Here is a 13,798-nt window from a genome sequence, read left to right as displayed (position 1 = left end):
ACCGATCGCGAGTGCCGCACCTCTATGGCCCGGTGCCTCCGGACCGGGTGCCGCCGCGGGTTGCCGCGAGGCTCAGAGCTCTTCGACGTGTCCCGCCTCGACCCGCCATCGCCGGTCGGTGCGCACGGTGGCGAGCATCCGCCGGTCGTGGGTCACGAGCAGAAGGGTACCGTCATACGATTCGAGCGCCTGCTCGAGCTGCTCGATCGCGGCCAGATCGAGGTGGTTCGTCGGTTCGTCGAGCACCAGCAGGTTGGTTCCGCGGGCCTGCAGCAGGGCGAGGCCGGCGCGCGTGCGTTCGCCCGGCGACAGATCATCGACCGGCCGACCCACGTGATCGGCCCTGAGACCGAACTTCGCCAGCAGCGTGCGCACTTCGTCTGTCGCCATCTCGGGTACGAGGGCTTCGAACGCGGTGGCGAGCGGCTGCTGCCCCACGAGCAGCGAGCGCGCCTGGTCGATCTCGCCGATCTGCACGCTTGCGCCGAGGCTCGCCGTGCCTTCGTCTGCAGGCTGGTGACCGAGCAGGGCGCGCAGCAGTGTCGATTTGCCGGCGCCGTTCGGGCCGGTGATGCTGATGCGCTCTCCCGCGTTCACCTGCAGAGACACCGGGCCGAGCGTGAAAGAGCCCTGACGGAAGACGGCCGAGCTGAGCGTGGACACGACCGAGCTCGAGCGCGGCGCTGAGGCGATCGTGAACTCGAGCCGCCACTCCTTGCGCGGCTCCTCAACCTCCTCCAGCCGCGCGATGCGGCTTTCCATCTGACGCACCTTCTGCGCCTGCTTCTCACTGGATTCGGTCGACGCCTTGCGCCTGATCTTGTCGTTGTCCGGTGCCTTCTTCATCGCATTGCGCACGCCCTGGCTCGACCATTCCCGTTGAGTCCTCGCGCGTCCGACGAGGTCGGCCTTCTTCTCGGCGTACTCGTCGTACTTCTCGCGCTGATGGCGCCGCGCGGTCTCGCGTTCCTCGAGGTAGGAGTCGTAGCCACCCCCGAAGACTCGGTTCGCGCCCTGGACGAGATCGAGTTCGAGCACCCGGGTCACGGAGCGGGCGAGGAACTCGCGATCGTGGCTGACGAGCACGACGCCGCCGCGCAAGCCGCGCACGAAGGCTTCAAGTCGCTCGAGCCCGTCGAGGTCGAGGTCGTTGGTGGGTTCGTCCAGAAGCACGATGTCGAAGCGCGACAGGAGCAGGGCCGCCAGTCCCACGCGTGCCGCCTGGCCGCCGGACAGGGAGGTCATGAGCGCCTCCTTCACGTCGGAGTCGGCGAGCTCGAGACCGAGGTCGGCGAGAACGGCAGGGATGCGCTCATCGAGGTCGGCGGCGCCGCTGGCGAGCCAGCGGTCCAGCGCGGACGAGTACGCGTCGGCCGGATCGACGCCGGGTGCGGCAAGGGAGGGGTCGCCGAGCGCTGCGGCCGCAGCATCCATCTCCCGAGTCGCCGGGCCGCAGCCGGTGCGCCGGGCGATGTATTCCGAGACCGTCTCTCCGACGACTCGCTCGTGCTCCTGCGGCAGCCAGCCGACGAAAGCGTCGGCGGGAGCCAGGGCGATGCTGCCCGCCTGGGGCGAGTCGACGCCGGCGAGCAGCCTCAGCAGCGTGGACTTGCCCGCTCCGTTCGCGCCGACGACTCCGACGACATCGCCGGGCGCGACCGTCAGATCGAGGGAATCGAAGAGGGTGCGATGGCCGTAGCCGCCGGCGAGGCCCTGAGCCACGAGTGTTGCCGTCATGACTCCATCCTGTCAGCGCAGGCGGCTCTCGATTCACCTCACAGCGCGGGGCTCAGTCGTCGTGCCGACTGTGATCCGCGAGATCCGGGCTCGCGCGGAGAACATCGGCGATCTCCTCCTCCGGGCGCGGGGCGATGGTCTCGTCGTCTTCGAGCTCGGGAACCGACGGTTCACCCGGGTCCGGCACGTGATCCGGATGCGAACGCCCCTGCTGATCAGACACGTCGAGTCCCTTCCGTAGGCAACACGCCCAGCGTACGCCGATATCGGGGATGCCGCGGAGCGCAGCCGCGTACTCTGGAGGACTGGCCGCGTTCCACGCGGGAAAGGAGCGGATCCCGTGAAGATCACCCACCTCCGGCGATTCGTCGCCATCGCCGAAGAGCAGCACTTCCCGCGCGCCGCAGAAGCGCTGGGCATCCCCCTGGCCGCGTTGTACTCCTCGTTGGAGAAGCTCGAAGCCGAGGTCGGCCATCCGCTCGTGACACGCGGTGGCGAGACCCGGCTGACCCCGGCAGGGACCCTCCTGCTCGATGAGGCCAGGGAAAGGATCGCCGCCGCACCCGAACCCGCTGCGAAGCCCGTCGTGCCGGCCGGTGGCAAGGCGAAGGCGTCGAAGGGAAAGGGCCGTGCGCCCGTCGTCAAGGGTCAGCCGAAGCCTTACAAGAAGCGCCAGGGGCGTTAGGTTCTCGATCTAGCGAGCAGCGGGGAACTGCGTGAACGCGCTTGCGAAGAGAGTGATCCAGACGATGAAGAACGCGAGCTGAGCCAGCGTGCCGAGGATGCCGATCGCCATGGCCCATCGAACGAGTCCGCGACCGGATTCAACGTTGCCCGGCTCATCGAGCTGGCGGCGGGCGAAGAACGACAGGATGAATCCCGCCGGCGGAATCATGAAAGCCGCGATGAACGCGACGAGGGCGAGGGTGTTGGTCCTGCCGGATTGAGCGATCTGGGTCACGGGATCAGAGTAGGGCACCCGCACCGCAGCCGTGTCAGTCCCAGTCGAGGTACTCCTCGATGGCGACCGCCGTCTCGATCGGGTGGTGCATCGGGAAGAGGTGATCGCCGGGGATGGGCTTGATGCTCGCGCGATCGGGCACGGTCGAACGAAGGCGCTCGGCGTTGGCTGCGGGAGTGACGGTGTCGTCGTCGCCCTGCACGATGAGGACGGGGATCGCCGGGGCGACGGGGATGTCGACGTCTTCGACGCCCAGCATCAGGAGGCCGTTGGCCCGATCGGGGTGCGCAGACACGAGAGCACGGGCGACGGTGCCGCCGAAGCCGTGTCCTCCGAACCAGGTGTCTTCGATGCCGACATGGTCGATGACCGCAAGCGCGTCGGCGACACGGTCGTCGAAGGAGACACCGGCCGCGCCACCCCGGTGGCCGATGCGCAGCACATGGAAGCCCGCTTCCTCAGCGAGGTAGTGGCCGACGACGCCGAGGACGTCGGCTGCGAGACCGTGCTCCTGGATCAGAACGAGCTTGACCGGTCCGTCTCCCTCATCCACGAAGGGGATCGCGCGGCCTTCGGGCTCGAAGATCTGGGTGTCGGTCATCGGGGGCGGCTCCTCGCTCGGCGTTCACGGGTCGAGTTCCAGCGTAGCTTGCCCGCCTGCCCCGATAATGGTCGCGTGGCACGACGCGGACTATCCCTCATCCTCGATGCGCTCGCACTCGCGGAACAGGATCCCGAGGTGCAGGCCCTCATCCGAGCCCTCGGGGGCGAGCCCGTCAAGGTCAGAGAACGACTGATCGGTGCTCCGGCTTACCGGTCCAGACGGATGCTGTTCGCCTCGGGCGGCGAGATCATCCTGCACGACGACGCCGTCGTCGCCGTGCTCCTCCACCTCACGCCGGAGCCGCCCGCCCAACAGGGTGTCGATCTCGCGGAGTGGATCCCGAGCGCGAACAACGATGCGACACTCGACGACCTGAAGAGCGCGATCGGGACCGCCCGCGAGTGGGCAGGTTTCGGCACTCCTGTCTTCCCAGTCGACGGCGGCTTCGTGCGCGCCGATTTCCGAGATCGGAGAGGCTGGAACGAGCCGGGCAATCTGTTGAGCATCGCGGTCGTGGTGGAGCGGCCCGGTCTGTCGTGCGCACCGGATGACGACGACTGCGCCGTGTGCGCGGATCTCCTGATCCGAGCCGCGGATGACGACGAGGTCGACGTCGCCGCCTCGACCCTCGCTCTGCAGGCGGCTCTGGACGCCGGAGATCTCACGGAAGATCTCCACTGGGTGAGACTCGCGGACCTCGAACCGCTGCACGCCTCGGGGCTCATGCAGCGCGTGGAGAGCCAGCTGACCTGCACGTCATGCCGACGGATCATCTGCTTCGCCCTCTATTACGACTCCCCCGCGACATTCCAACACCATGTCCTGAACGATGCGAGGCAGCATCCGCTCGAAGCGATCCCTCCTGTCGACCTCTGGGGCGACCAGGCCCGGGTCGCTGCCGAACGCGACGCGATGCGCTACCTCGATCACCGCCCGGGCGCATGGTTCCTCGTCGAGCAGAACGGCGAGTTCTACCTCCAGGCCCGCTACGTGGTCAACTCGATGGTCGACGCCTCGGCGCTCATCCGCCTCGACGAGGCCGAGCGCGCCGCGTATCGCATCGACGGGCACGACTACATTTCAGAGCTCGCGAGGCGTATCAACGACGACGGCCCCCACCGCGAGCAGTCGCCCTTCCGGGAACGCGACCTGTACCGCGGGCCGGATGCCGGCGGCTACAAAGACGCCGCCGCCGCCGCCATCGTCAATCACACCTGGATGGCCGAGCAGCGTCGCCGAGGCTGAGTACCTCGTCGGCAGTGCCCTCCCGCCGTCGTCTTCCGCGGCACACACAGCTTCGCAGCTGGTTCGCGGCGGCTACCTTGTCGAACCAGTGCTCGTCGCTGCCACCTTGCGACGCCGTACCGCCTGCGGAATTGCGATCAACAGGAATGCGACAGGGACGGCGTACACGACAGCGACGGGGAACTGATTGAAGAAGGTGAGCGCCCACAACCCCAGCGCCGCCGCGACGTCGATCGCCACCTCCCATCCGAGTGGCAGTCGGTGCGGAACTCGGGTTCCTCTCACCGCGGAAGTCGGCATCATTGCCCCCTCATCAGGTCTCGACCGGATCTTCAGCCTAGGCTCCGAGATCCTCCGCGTCTGTCGGCACTTCGGAGGACACGCTCATCAGGGTGCCGGGTAGACCCATCTGATTCTCGGAATTCGACGTCAGCCACAGCATCCGTCTTCGCAGTGATCGGCATTCTGCTCCCCCGTGAGCACCGCGACAGGGGCCGTACACTCGTCGCCCTTCCAGGCTTCGATGCCCTCGCGCACCGCGAAGACGGCGATCACGAGGGCCGCGATCGAATCGGCCCACGCCCACCCGAACAGGCTGTTCAGCAGCAGTCCGACGAGCAGCGCCGCGCTCAAATAGGTGCAGATCAGTGTCTGCTTCGAGTCGGCGACCGCCGATGCGGAGCCGAGTTCGCGTCCGGTCCGGCGTTCGAACCAGCTCAGGAACGGCATGACGACGAGGCTCAGCGCGGCGAGGGCGATGCCGACGGGAGAGTGCTCTGGTTCGCGCAGCCCCGCGAGCGACAGCACGGCGTCGACGGCGACGTAAGCCGCGAGCGCGAAGAACGAGACGGCGATTGCCCGCAGTGCCGTCTTCTCCCGTGTCTCGGGCTCGCGGGCCGAGAACTGCCACGCCACCGCCGCCGCGGAGAGCACCTCGACCACGGAGTCGAGTCCGAAGCCGATCAGGGCGGCCGACGAGGCAGCGGTGCCCGCGAGCACCGCGACGATCGCCTCGACGACGTTCCACGCGATCGTGATCGCGACGACGATCCGGATGCGCCGCCTGAGGACGTCTCGCCTCGCCGGAGTGATGACCGCGGCGGTCACTGGGCATCTCCCCCGTCGCAGCATCCGGGAACCGCGCAGGCTGGGTCGATGCACGCTGCGTTCTCGTCGACCGCCAGCGTCACATCGACGAGCGCCGTGAGCGCCGCGGCGAGATGCGGATCGGCGATCTCGTACCGGGTCTGCCGCCCTTCCGGCTCGGCCACGACGATCCCGCAGTCGCGCAGACAGGCGAGATGGTTCGACACGTTCGTGCGCGTCAGTTCGAGCTCACGGGCGAGCACGGCCGGGTGGCTCGGTCCCTCGAGCAGTGTCATCAGGATCCGGGAGCGCGTGGGGTCGGCCATCGCCCGGCCGAGCCTGTTCATGACGTCGAGGCGGGTCGCTATAGTCAGCACACGCTGACTATACAGCAGGCGCTGACCAATCGAACAAGCGCAGTGCGATCACTCGCGGGGCTGCTCCCCCTGGCAGTGCGGACACATCTGCGCCGACGCTCCCCCGAACACGAGGTCGACGATCGTCGTTCCGCACACCGGGCACGGAGAGCCCCCTCGGCCGTGTATCGCCATGGCCTCGACCTTCGCCTGCTTGAGGCGGTCTGGCGGCAGTCCTCGGCGATCGGCGACGGCACCTCGCATGATGTCGACGGTGGCGTGGAACAGCCGCTCCCGCTCGTCGCCATCGAGGACTGCGGCATGTGCGGCAGGCAGCAGCTTGGCCCTGTGCAAGATCTCGTCCGAGTAGGCGTTCCCGATACCTGCGAGAGACGTCTGCTCTTGCAGCAGCGCTTTGATCTGCTTGCGGCGCATTCCGAGCGCACGCTCGAAGTCGTCGCGCGAGAAGTCCGGCGAGAGCGGATCCGGCCCGAGTGCGGCGATGCCTGCGACGTCCGTCGGCAGGTCTACGACCGATGCGGTGACGGCGAGGAAGTCGCCTGTCTCGACGATCCGCATGACCGCACCGTCGTCGAGCACGATGCGCGCGACCTCCGGCACTGGCTGGTCATTCGGGGGCCCACCAGCCTCCTGCCATCGGATCCAGCCGTTGCGGCCGAATCCGATCATCAGCCACCCCGCCGTCGTCTCGAATCCGATGTGCTTGCCGAACCGCCGCACGCCGACGACGCGGGCGCCGACGACCGAGACGGGAGGGCGATCGCGCGTCTTGACGATGCGGAACTCCGCGACCTCCAGTTCGTCGATCACGCGGCCCTCGACCCGCTCATCGAGGAACTCGACGAGCGCCTGCACCTCCGGAGACTCTGGCATGCGCCCATCTTTCCACCGGCTCAGGACATCGAGAAGGAGCCTGCAAGATCCGCTGAGCAGGAACCTCCTTGGCCGAAGATGCGAGACTGCAGTCGTGGATATCCGGCGCGCAGCACAGGGAAGGCTCGGGAGGCGAGCGTCCGACGCCCTGCGCCGGCTGAACGACAGGCATCCCTGGAGCCACAACGATGCCTTCCACGAGTGGATCATCACCCGGCTGCCGAGTCGACGAGTCGAAGCCCTCGACGTGGGCTGCGGTCGCGGACAACTCCTTTCCGTGCTGTCCGAGCATTTCACGCACGTTCACGGCACCGACATCGACGAGAGCATGCGTCGCGCCAGCATGGCACGTTGCGCAGGTCTGACGAACGTGACGGTCGGTGCAGAGAGGCTCGAAGAGGTCGCGAGCGGTGCTGACCTCGTGACGATGGTCGCGGTTCTGCACCATCTCGACCTCGCCGGCGCGCTTCAGCAGGTGCGACGGCTGCTGAACTCTGGTGGCCGGTTCCTCTGCGTCGGGCTCGCTCGACCGGAGTCGACGGTCGATCGGTTGTGGGATGCCGCGTCGATGCTCACGAATCCGATCATCGGCTTCATGAGGCACCCGTGGGTCGCAACGCAGCCGTCGGCAGCGGCGCCGTTCCCTGTGAAGGACCCGAAGCTGACCTTCACCCAGATTCGAGTCGTCGTCGACGAAGAGCTGCCCGGCGCGAAGATGCGCCGTCATCTGGGGTTCAGGCACACCATCGAGTGGACCAAGCCCTGACCTCGGTCGCCGACTGCCCCTGAGACGCTCGCTCCGCGAGCCTGTCGAGTGCTCAGAGCCTGGTGAGCACGAGATAGGCGAAGAGGTATCCGAGCACCAGACACGCCACCCAGGCGGTCACGGCGGCGAGGTACCAGTCCTGCCTGATCTCGAGAGCCCGGCGACGTGGATCCGCCGGCGGAACTCTCTTCAGCGTCCTGTCGGTCAGCCACAGCACCGGCAGGAACAGGGCGAAGAGCAGCAGGAAGACCGCCAGCTGAAGAAGCAACCACGCGGAGCGCGGACCGCTGCTCGCCGCACCGATACCGAGGGTGAGAAGCGTGGTGATCTCCTGTGATCCGCTGATGAGCAGCAGCGCGAGGGCGCCGAGGATCACGACGGTGACACGACCCAGCAGGTCGCCAGTGGCGATGCGCACCTTCGGCACAGGCGGCCCGGGAACATTCTTCGCCGGGTCCGGATCTCCGAGTTTGCGCTGGCGTTGTGCCCAGAACTGCCGACGCGTCGCGCGCAAAGTGATCGGCCAGAGCACGAGCGCGACGATCGCTGCGATGAGCCAGGCGAACACCTCGTTCGCGGTCAGATCCATGTCCATGCGCTCCGCGAGGAAGATGAGTCCGATCCAGGCCGCGAGCATGGCAGGCACGAACACGACGACCGCGGTCACGGTGATGAGGATCATGCGCCCGGTGCCGCGGGCACTCGTGGGAGCGTTCTGCACCTCGGAAGTCTAGAGGTCGTGGCCACTCGAGCCGAAGCGGACTCGGCGGCCGTCAGAGTCGCGCCGTCACCCGCATCAGTTGTTGAAGCGGAACTCCACCACGTCGCCGTCCTGCATGACGTAGTCCTTGCCTTCGAGGCGGGCCTTGCCCTTCGCGCGGGCTTCGGCGACGGAACCGGTCTCGACGAGGTCGTCGAACGAGATGACCTCGGCCTTGATGAAGCCCTTCTCGAAGTCGGTGTGGATGACTCCCGCGGCCTGCGGCGCCTTCCAGCCCTTGCCGATCGTCCAGGCACGGGCTTCCTTCGGGCCGGCGGTCAGATAGGTCTGCAGCCCGAGGGTGTCGAAGCCGATGCGGGCGAGCTGGTCGAGACCCGACTCGTCCTGCCCGGTCGACGCGAGCAGTTCGGCGGCGTCTTCGGGGTCGAGATCGATGAGCTCGGATTCGATCTTCGCGTCGAGGAAGATGGCCTTTGCGGGCGCGACGAGAGCGGCGAGCTCCTCCTTGCGCGCAGCATCCGTCAGCACAGCCTCGTCGACGTTGAAGACGAAGATGACCGGCTTGGAGGTGAGCAGACCCAGCTCGCGGATCGGCGCGAGATCGAGCCCCGAGACCGACAGCAGGACGCCGCGCTCGAGCGCGTCCTTCGCGGCCACGGCGGTCTCGAGGACCACGGGATCGATCTTCTTGCCCCGCACCTCCTTCTCGTAGCGGGAGATCGCCCTGTCCACGGTCTCGAGGTCGGCGAGCATGAGCTCGGCGTTGATGGTCTCCATGTCGGATGCCGGGTTCACCGTTCCGTCGACGTGCACGACATCGTCATCGGCGAATCCGCGGACCACCTGAGCGATGGCATCCGCTTCTCGGATGTTCGCGAGGAACTTGTTGCCGAGGCCCTCGCCCTCACTCGCCCCGCGCACGATGCCGGCGATGTCGACGAACGACACCGCCGCGGGCAGGATGCGCTCGCTGCCGAAGATCTCCGCGAGTGTGTCCAACCGCGGGTCGGGCAGGTTGACCACGCCGACGTTCGGCTCGATCGTCGCGAACGGGTAGTTCGCCGCGAGCACGTCGTTCTTGGTCAGAGCGTTGAAGAGGGTGGACTTGCCGACATTCGGCAGGCCGACGATCCCGATAGTAAGAGCCACGGGAGTCGAGTCTACCGGCGCGGATGCCGTCGCCCCGCCTGCCCGCGATAGGTCAACCGCACGAGAACAGGAGATTCCGTCCGCATCTGTCCTGGCCTGGTGCGGTTGACCTATTCTCGCGTCAGGAAGGAAGGTCGGATGCCGACGGGCGGATACCGAGGCTACTCGCGCACGGAGCGGAACGCTCTGGTGACGTAGGGCAGATCTATGGTCGCGTCGGCGTGCAGCCCGAGCTCGTCGAACAGCTCGTCCATCTCGCGTCGGATGCGTGCCTTCTCGTCGTCGGACGCCGTGATGATGTAGCTGCGCGACGCTGCCATGCTGTGCAGTTGCGCACGGGAGATCGGGCGCACCCACTCCCACGACTCCTCCTCGACGGGTCCGAAGGGCGCGGCGACGACGGGACCGCCGCCTGCGAGCATGATCTCGGCGTTGCTGCCGTGCATGATCTCCGTGAGCCGGCGCACCCAGCTCTTCCGCTCGTCGCGGATGTTCCAGACCAGGCCGAGCACTCCCCCGGGCCTCAGGACCCTGCCGATCTCGATCGACGCCGCAACGGGGTCGACCCAGTGCCACGCCTGCCCGAGCACGACGGCGTCGAGGGAGGCGTCAGGCAGCGGCAGCGATTCGGCAGACCCGCGGAACGTGGGAATGCCAGGGACAGTCGCGCGCAGAATCGCGAGCATCGCGGGATCGGGATCGATCGCCACGACCTCCGCGTCCGGTGCGTGCGCAAGCACCCGCGTGAGCTTGCCGGTCCCCGCGCCCACGTCGGCGATACGGCGGGATCCCTCGGACATCGGCTCGAGCATCCACACCACGGCATCGAAACGGTACTCGGGTCGACCTGCCTCGTAGTTCTCGGCCTCCGCGCCGAACGAGGTCGCCATCTCGTCAGTCATGTCGCCAGCCTACGGCGAGTCTTCCGAGGCGTCCGCGCCGTCGGAGAGAAGGTGGGGAGGTGCCACTGGATTTCACCGCGATCGACTTCGAAACAGCGAACTCCAGTCCGGCATCCGCCTGCTCGGTCGGTCTCGTGCGCGTGCGCGACGGACGAGTCGTCGCCACCGCGGGCTGGCTGATCCAGCCGCCCGCCGGACACGACGAGTTCCAGGAGTGGAACGTCAGGATCCACGGGATCCAGCCCGAAGATGTGCAGACTGCGGACTCGTGGATCGATCAGTTCGACCGGCTGTGCGCGTTCGCCGGAGCCGATGTGCTGGTCGCGCACAACGCCGGCTTCGACGTCAACGTACTGCGCCGGGCGTCCGAGGCGACCGGACTGGAGTGCCCGCCGTACCGCTCGCTGTGCAGCCTGCAGGTCGCGCGCAAGACGTACGACCTCGACTCGTACCGGCTGCCCCGGGCCGCAGCCGCTGCGGGGTTCGCCGAGTTCTCGCATCACGACGCTCTGGCCGACGCCCGCGCATGCGCGCAGATCGTGATCGACTCGGCGCTCAGAGCCGGAGCATCCGACGTCTTCGCCCTCGCCGCCTCTCTCGGACTCCGAATCACCGAGCCCGTCGTCGCAACATCCGAGCGCGCGACGCCCGAGCGCGCGGTCGCCTGAATCCACCCCGCCGTACGACTGCCCGTGCGCATGGGGAGTCCTCCCCCTCTGCGCCGTGGACTCCGCCCCATAGCATGAACACATCCGAGCAGAGGGGGCTCCATGTCGAACGACCCAGCAGCAGCCGTGAACGAGGATCCGTTCTGGTCGGTCGTGCGACGGCGCCATCCCGATCTCGACATCGTCGTCCTTCCACCTGAAGCACCGCCGGTGGCTGATTCCGGACTGCCGGAGCGAGCTGCTGAGCCGTTCGCCGAGTTCGTGACCGCCGAAGCGGACGGCTGCTGGGCCCGGCTCGTGAGCCACGGAATGCCGGTGCAGTCGGTCCGCTGGATTCCCGGCCCAACCGACGACTCCGTACGTCGCAGCATCACCCTGACGCTCGACGATGCACCCGCCGCCGTGGGCATCGGCCACCTGCGCGACGCCGAAACCCTGTTGACGGCCGACGGCTGGCAGGTGTTCACCCCGCCCACCGGGTTGCCGCGAGTGCTCGCCGATCGCCCGGGCGAGCTCGGCTCCGAGAGCCTGCTCTTCGGGTACGCGCCTGACACCGGGCGCCTGTTCCTGCGCCTCACGTCTGCGGGGCTGCCGGTCGGCACCAGTCGCGTCCGTGAGTTGATCGGCTCGGCGTCATGACCGGGGGCGTGTACTACGACCCGCTCGCGACCGAGCTCCTGATCCCCCGGTGGGGCACGCAGGCGTCGCAGCTGCGTGCGGCGGCCGACGGACTCTCGTCCGTATCGACGAGCGGCCTGCCGACGGTCGCGACGGGAGCTGCCCGGGTGTTCCTCGAAATGTGGGAGACCACAGAGCGAACGGCGTCCGTCGCCTCCGAGGTGTACGCCGACGAGCTGCGTTCCACCCACGGGACGTACTCCAGCTTCGACGCCGAGATCGCGCGGCGCATGGAACAGCTGGAGACGCGATGACCACGATCGACGTCCCCGCCGCCATCGATCCGGTCGATCGCCCTGAAGGTTCCGCCGCCGGGGCCGAGGCCTTCTCCGGCACGCTGCTCTCGAACGCGACGCGCATCAGCGAGTTCGCCGAGGAGGCGGCAGCCCTTGCCTCCCCCAGCTACCTGTGGTTGGGAGACGCGGCTTCGGCGTACTCCGACCATGCGGCCGCCTTCGCGAAGAAGCACGAGCCGATGGCGGCGACGCTCAAACGCGTCGCACGCGGAGTGGATGTCTTCGCCGAACAGCTTCGCACCCTCTTGAGCGAGCACACCGATCTCCAGGGCGATATCATGGCCTACCACCGCGATCGGACCGATCTCATCGCCGACGTGAACGCCGCCGACGATGTGACGGAGGTCGAGATCGCCGCGCTGCAGGAACGTGCCCGCAGCCTGACGTCACGACAATCCGGCATCCTCTCCGACATCTCGAGCTTCACGCAGCGAGTGACCGCGAACGAGGACTTCCTCGTGCAGCTGTTCACCGGGGCCGACACGGTCTCCGAGGCGAGAAAGGCGACCGGCGGAATCGATCCGCTCGCCCTCGCCGTGATCGGCAGCATGCCCGCTGCCGGCGACGGCCCAGAGAAGATGGCAGCGTGGTGGGCGGGGCTCTCTGAGGCCGAGCAGGACGCGCTGATCGCCGCTTACCCGGAGCGGCTCGGAAGCGCCGACGGTCTGCCGGCGCGGACGCGTGACGACGCGAACCGGCTGTTGCTCGACAGCGACCTGACCGAGCTCCGCCTGAAGGAGGAAGAGGGCACGCTCACCTCCGCCGAACGGCAGCGACTCGAGAACGCCGAAGCCGCCGAAACGGCGTTGAAGCTCGCCGACGACTATGTCGTGCCGGGCACCGACGAGAAGCCGGGTGGGACGCTGTGGCTGTACGATCCCGATGCCTTCGACGGCGACGGCCGCGTAGCGATCGGCGTCGGCGATCTCGACACGGCGGATGACGTGTCGATCCAGATCCCCGGCATCCGCACGGAGATGACGGATGCTCCCGGATACGCCCAGCAGGCGGCCAACCTGTACGAGAGCGCGCGCTATGGCGGTGACGGGTCGAGTGTCGCGACGCTCTTCTGGCTCGGATACGACACACCGGCGGGCGACCTGCTCGAATGGGGCGAGGTGCCCTCGGAGAGCTACGCCGAGGAGGGCGGTTCGCGGCTCGCGGACGCGGTCGACGGCCTGCGCGCCTCGCGGGCGGGCGATCCGGCCCATATGACGGCGATCGGGCACAGCTACGGATCCACGACGACGTCCTTCGCGGCGACGGATCACGACCTCGCCGTCGACGACGTCGCGCTCGTGGGAAGCCCCGGCACGGGACCTGCCGAGAACGCCTCGGACTTCAGCGTCGGGGCGGATCACGTCTACGCCGGCCGTAACAGCCGCGATCTGGTGGGCTTCCTCGGCGACGAAGGCTGGGTCGGGAAGGATGACGTCTTCGACGTCGGCCTGGGCATGGATCCCTCGTCGGAGGACTTCGGCGCCCAGAGATTCGAAGCGGAGTCGACCAGTCGCTGGCCTGTCATCAACACGACCGACCACGAGAAGTACTTCGATCGAGACACGGAGTCGCTCTACAATCTGGGCCGCATCGTCGACGGGCACGGAGACGACACGAACAGCGCCGATCAGTCGTACGATCCTTGGTGGCGCGACCCTGTCGACCCGGAATGGGATCGCGATCCCACGTCGAACGAGCGGGACCGCTCGGACACCGGGATGGACTGATGAGAAGA

18 protein-coding genes are annotated in these 13,798 nt (G+C 67.7%); 7 read left to right on the top strand and 11 right to left on the bottom strand.

Features of this window, described 5'->3' with window-relative positions:
- Nucleotides 1-72 precede the first annotated feature (72 nt).
- Both ACI3KT_RS14500 and ACI3KT_RS14495 read right to left on the bottom strand, forming a co-directional pair.
- Nucleotides 73-1,737 (bottom strand): ABC-F family ATP-binding cassette domain-containing protein, encoded by a 1,665-nt coding sequence (locus ACI3KT_RS14500; RefSeq protein WP_404905100.1) that lies wholly within the window; start codon nucleotides 1,735-1,737, stop codon nucleotides 73-75.
- A 52-nt stretch (nucleotides 1,738-1,789) separates the two neighbouring features.
- Nucleotides 1,790-1,960, bottom strand: a complete 171-nt coding sequence (locus ACI3KT_RS14495; protein WP_404905098.1) for a hypothetical protein — start codon at nucleotides 1,958-1,960, stop codon at nucleotides 1,790-1,792.
- 117 nt (nucleotides 1,961-2,077) lie between these two features.
- On the opposite strand from ACI3KT_RS14495, the gene ACI3KT_RS14490 reads away from it, so the two are divergent.
- A complete protein-coding gene (locus ACI3KT_RS14490; RefSeq protein ID WP_292907125.1) occupies nucleotides 2,078-2,422 on the top strand; it encodes a LysR family transcriptional regulator in 345 nt (114 codons plus the stop codon).
- Nucleotides 2,423-2,431: 9 nt separating this feature from the next.
- Here ACI3KT_RS14490 and ACI3KT_RS14485 read toward each other — a convergent pair whose 3' ends face one another.
- A complete protein-coding gene (locus ACI3KT_RS14485; protein WP_307295612.1) occupies nucleotides 2,432-2,698 on the bottom strand; it encodes a DUF4190 domain-containing protein in 267 nt (88 codons plus the stop codon).
- Between the two features lie 34 nt (nucleotides 2,699-2,732).
- On the bottom strand, nucleotides 2,733-3,299 hold the full coding sequence (locus ACI3KT_RS14480) for an alpha/beta fold hydrolase (RefSeq protein ID WP_404905095.1): 567 nt from the start codon (nucleotides 3,297-3,299) through the stop codon (nucleotides 2,733-2,735).
- A 75-nt stretch (nucleotides 3,300-3,374) separates the two neighbouring features.
- Here ACI3KT_RS14480 and ACI3KT_RS14475 point away from each other — a divergent pair, with 75 nt between their 5' ends.
- Nucleotides 3,375-4,547, top strand: a complete 1,173-nt coding sequence (locus ACI3KT_RS14475; RefSeq protein WP_404905093.1) for a hypothetical protein — start codon at nucleotides 3,375-3,377, stop codon at nucleotides 4,545-4,547.
- 72 nt (nucleotides 4,548-4,619) lie between these two features.
- Here the strand turns inward: ACI3KT_RS14475 and ACI3KT_RS14470 are convergent, their stop codons facing one another.
- From ACI3KT_RS14470 to ACI3KT_RS14455, 4 genes are all read right to left on the bottom strand, one after another.
- Nucleotides 4,620-4,850 carry a hypothetical protein gene (locus ACI3KT_RS14470; protein ID WP_404905090.1) on the bottom strand — a complete coding sequence of 77 codons (231 nt, stop codon included), beginning with the start codon at nucleotides 4,848-4,850 and terminating at the stop codon, nucleotides 4,620-4,622.
- Between the two features lie 126 nt (nucleotides 4,851-4,976).
- The gene (locus ACI3KT_RS14465; RefSeq protein ID WP_404905178.1) at nucleotides 4,977-5,678 is read right to left on the bottom strand and encodes a cation transporter; all 702 of its coding nucleotides are present in this window, start codon (nucleotides 5,676-5,678) and stop codon (nucleotides 4,977-4,979) included.
- Nucleotides 5,651-6,010 carry an ArsR/SmtB family transcription factor gene (locus tag ACI3KT_RS14460; protein ID WP_404905087.1) on the bottom strand — a complete coding sequence of 120 codons (360 nt, stop codon included), beginning with the start codon at nucleotides 6,008-6,010 and terminating at the stop codon, nucleotides 5,651-5,653. Before ACI3KT_RS14460 ends, ACI3KT_RS14465 begins: the two co-directional genes overlap by 28 nt.
- Nucleotides 6,011-6,058: 48 nt before the next feature.
- Entirely contained in the window at nucleotides 6,059-6,883 is an 825-nt protein-coding gene (locus tag ACI3KT_RS14455; protein ID WP_404905085.1) for a DNA-formamidopyrimidine glycosylase family protein, read from the bottom strand.
- A gap of 94 nt (nucleotides 6,884-6,977) precedes the next feature.
- Here ACI3KT_RS14455 and ACI3KT_RS14450 point away from each other — a divergent pair, with 94 nt between their 5' ends.
- Entirely contained in the window at nucleotides 6,978-7,649 is a 672-nt protein-coding gene (locus tag ACI3KT_RS14450) for a class I SAM-dependent methyltransferase (protein WP_404905082.1), read from the top strand.
- 52 nt (nucleotides 7,650-7,701) lie between these two features.
- Here the strand turns inward: ACI3KT_RS14450 and ACI3KT_RS14445 are convergent, their stop codons facing one another.
- From ACI3KT_RS14445 to ACI3KT_RS14435, 3 genes are all read right to left on the bottom strand, one after another.
- Entirely contained in the window at nucleotides 7,702-8,370 is a 669-nt protein-coding gene (locus ACI3KT_RS14445; RefSeq protein WP_404905079.1) for a hypothetical protein, read from the bottom strand.
- A gap of 75 nt (nucleotides 8,371-8,445) precedes the next feature.
- Complete coding sequence (ychF, locus tag ACI3KT_RS14440; RefSeq protein ID WP_404905076.1) at nucleotides 8,446-9,519, bottom strand: redox-regulated ATPase YchF; 1,074 nt, start codon at nucleotides 9,517-9,519, stop codon at nucleotides 8,446-8,448.
- Between the two features lie 161 nt (nucleotides 9,520-9,680).
- Nucleotides 9,681-10,421, bottom strand: a complete 741-nt coding sequence (locus tag ACI3KT_RS14435; RefSeq protein ID WP_404905073.1) for a class I SAM-dependent methyltransferase — start codon at nucleotides 10,419-10,421, stop codon at nucleotides 9,681-9,683.
- Nucleotides 10,422-10,480: 59 nt separating this feature from the next.
- On the opposite strand from ACI3KT_RS14435, the gene ACI3KT_RS14430 reads away from it, so the two are divergent.
- The 4 genes from ACI3KT_RS14430 (at nucleotide 10,481) to ACI3KT_RS14415 (ending at nucleotide 13,790) form a co-directional block, all read left to right on the top strand.
- Complete coding sequence (locus ACI3KT_RS14430; RefSeq protein ID WP_307295598.1) at nucleotides 10,481-11,089, top strand: 3'-5' exonuclease; 609 nt, start codon at nucleotides 10,481-10,483, stop codon at nucleotides 11,087-11,089.
- A gap of 102 nt (nucleotides 11,090-11,191) precedes the next feature.
- Nucleotides 11,192-11,728 carry a hypothetical protein gene (locus ACI3KT_RS14425; protein ID WP_404905070.1) on the top strand — a complete coding sequence of 179 codons (537 nt, stop codon included), beginning with the start codon at nucleotides 11,192-11,194 and terminating at the stop codon, nucleotides 11,726-11,728.
- Nucleotides 11,725-12,021 carry a hypothetical protein gene (locus ACI3KT_RS14420; protein ID WP_292907101.1) on the top strand — a complete coding sequence of 99 codons (297 nt, stop codon included), beginning with the start codon at nucleotides 11,725-11,727 and terminating at the stop codon, nucleotides 12,019-12,021. The genes ACI3KT_RS14425 and ACI3KT_RS14420 overlap by 4 nt, the downstream gene beginning before the upstream one ends.
- Complete coding sequence (locus ACI3KT_RS14415) at nucleotides 12,018-13,790, top strand: alpha/beta hydrolase (protein ID WP_404905067.1); 1,773 nt, start codon at nucleotides 12,018-12,020, stop codon at nucleotides 13,788-13,790. The genes ACI3KT_RS14420 and ACI3KT_RS14415 overlap by 4 nt, the downstream gene beginning before the upstream one ends.
- Nucleotides 13,791-13,798 lie beyond the last annotated feature (8 nt).

It is taken from the genome of Microbacterium sp. ZW T6_19 (assembly GCF_044987465.1).
Taxonomy (GTDB): domain Bacteria; phylum Actinomycetota; class Actinomycetes; order Actinomycetales; family Microbacteriaceae; genus Microbacterium; species Microbacterium natoriense_A.
The sequence above is the reverse complement of the archived record's forward strand: the minus strand, read 5'-3'. Positions and strand labels throughout refer to the sequence as shown.

Bases quoted from the DNA above. Each gene is read 5' to 3' on its own strand.
- ACI3KT_RS14415 (WP_404905067.1), top strand. From the start codon at position 12,018: ATGACCACGATCGACGTCCCCGCCGCCATCGATCCGGTCGATCGCCCT.
- ACI3KT_RS14455 (WP_404905085.1), bottom strand. From the start codon at position 6,883: ATGCCAGAGTCTCCGGAGGTGCAGGCGCTCGTCGAGTTCCTCGATGAG.
- ACI3KT_RS14420 (WP_292907101.1), top strand. From the start codon at position 11,725: ATGACCGGGGGCGTGTACTACGACCCGCTCGCGACCGAGCTCCTGATC.
- ACI3KT_RS14465 (WP_404905178.1), bottom strand. From the start codon at position 5,678: ATGCTGCGACGGGGGAGATGCCCAGTGACCGCCGCGGTCATCACTCCG.
- ACI3KT_RS14425 (WP_404905070.1), top strand. From the start codon at position 11,192: ATGTCGAACGACCCAGCAGCAGCCGTGAACGAGGATCCGTTCTGGTCG.
- ACI3KT_RS14470 (WP_404905090.1), bottom strand. From the start codon at position 4,850: ATGATGCCGACTTCCGCGGTGAGAGGAACCCGAGTTCCGCACCGACTG.
- ACI3KT_RS14500 (WP_404905100.1), bottom strand. From the start codon at position 1,737: ATGACGGCAACACTCGTGGCTCAGGGCCTCGCCGGCGGCTACGGCCAT.
- ACI3KT_RS14435 (WP_404905073.1), bottom strand. From the start codon at position 10,421: ATGACTGACGAGATGGCGACCTCGTTCGGCGCGGAGGCCGAGAACTAC.
- ACI3KT_RS14480 (WP_404905095.1), bottom strand. From the start codon at position 3,299: ATGACCGACACCCAGATCTTCGAGCCCGAAGGCCGCGCGATCCCCTTC.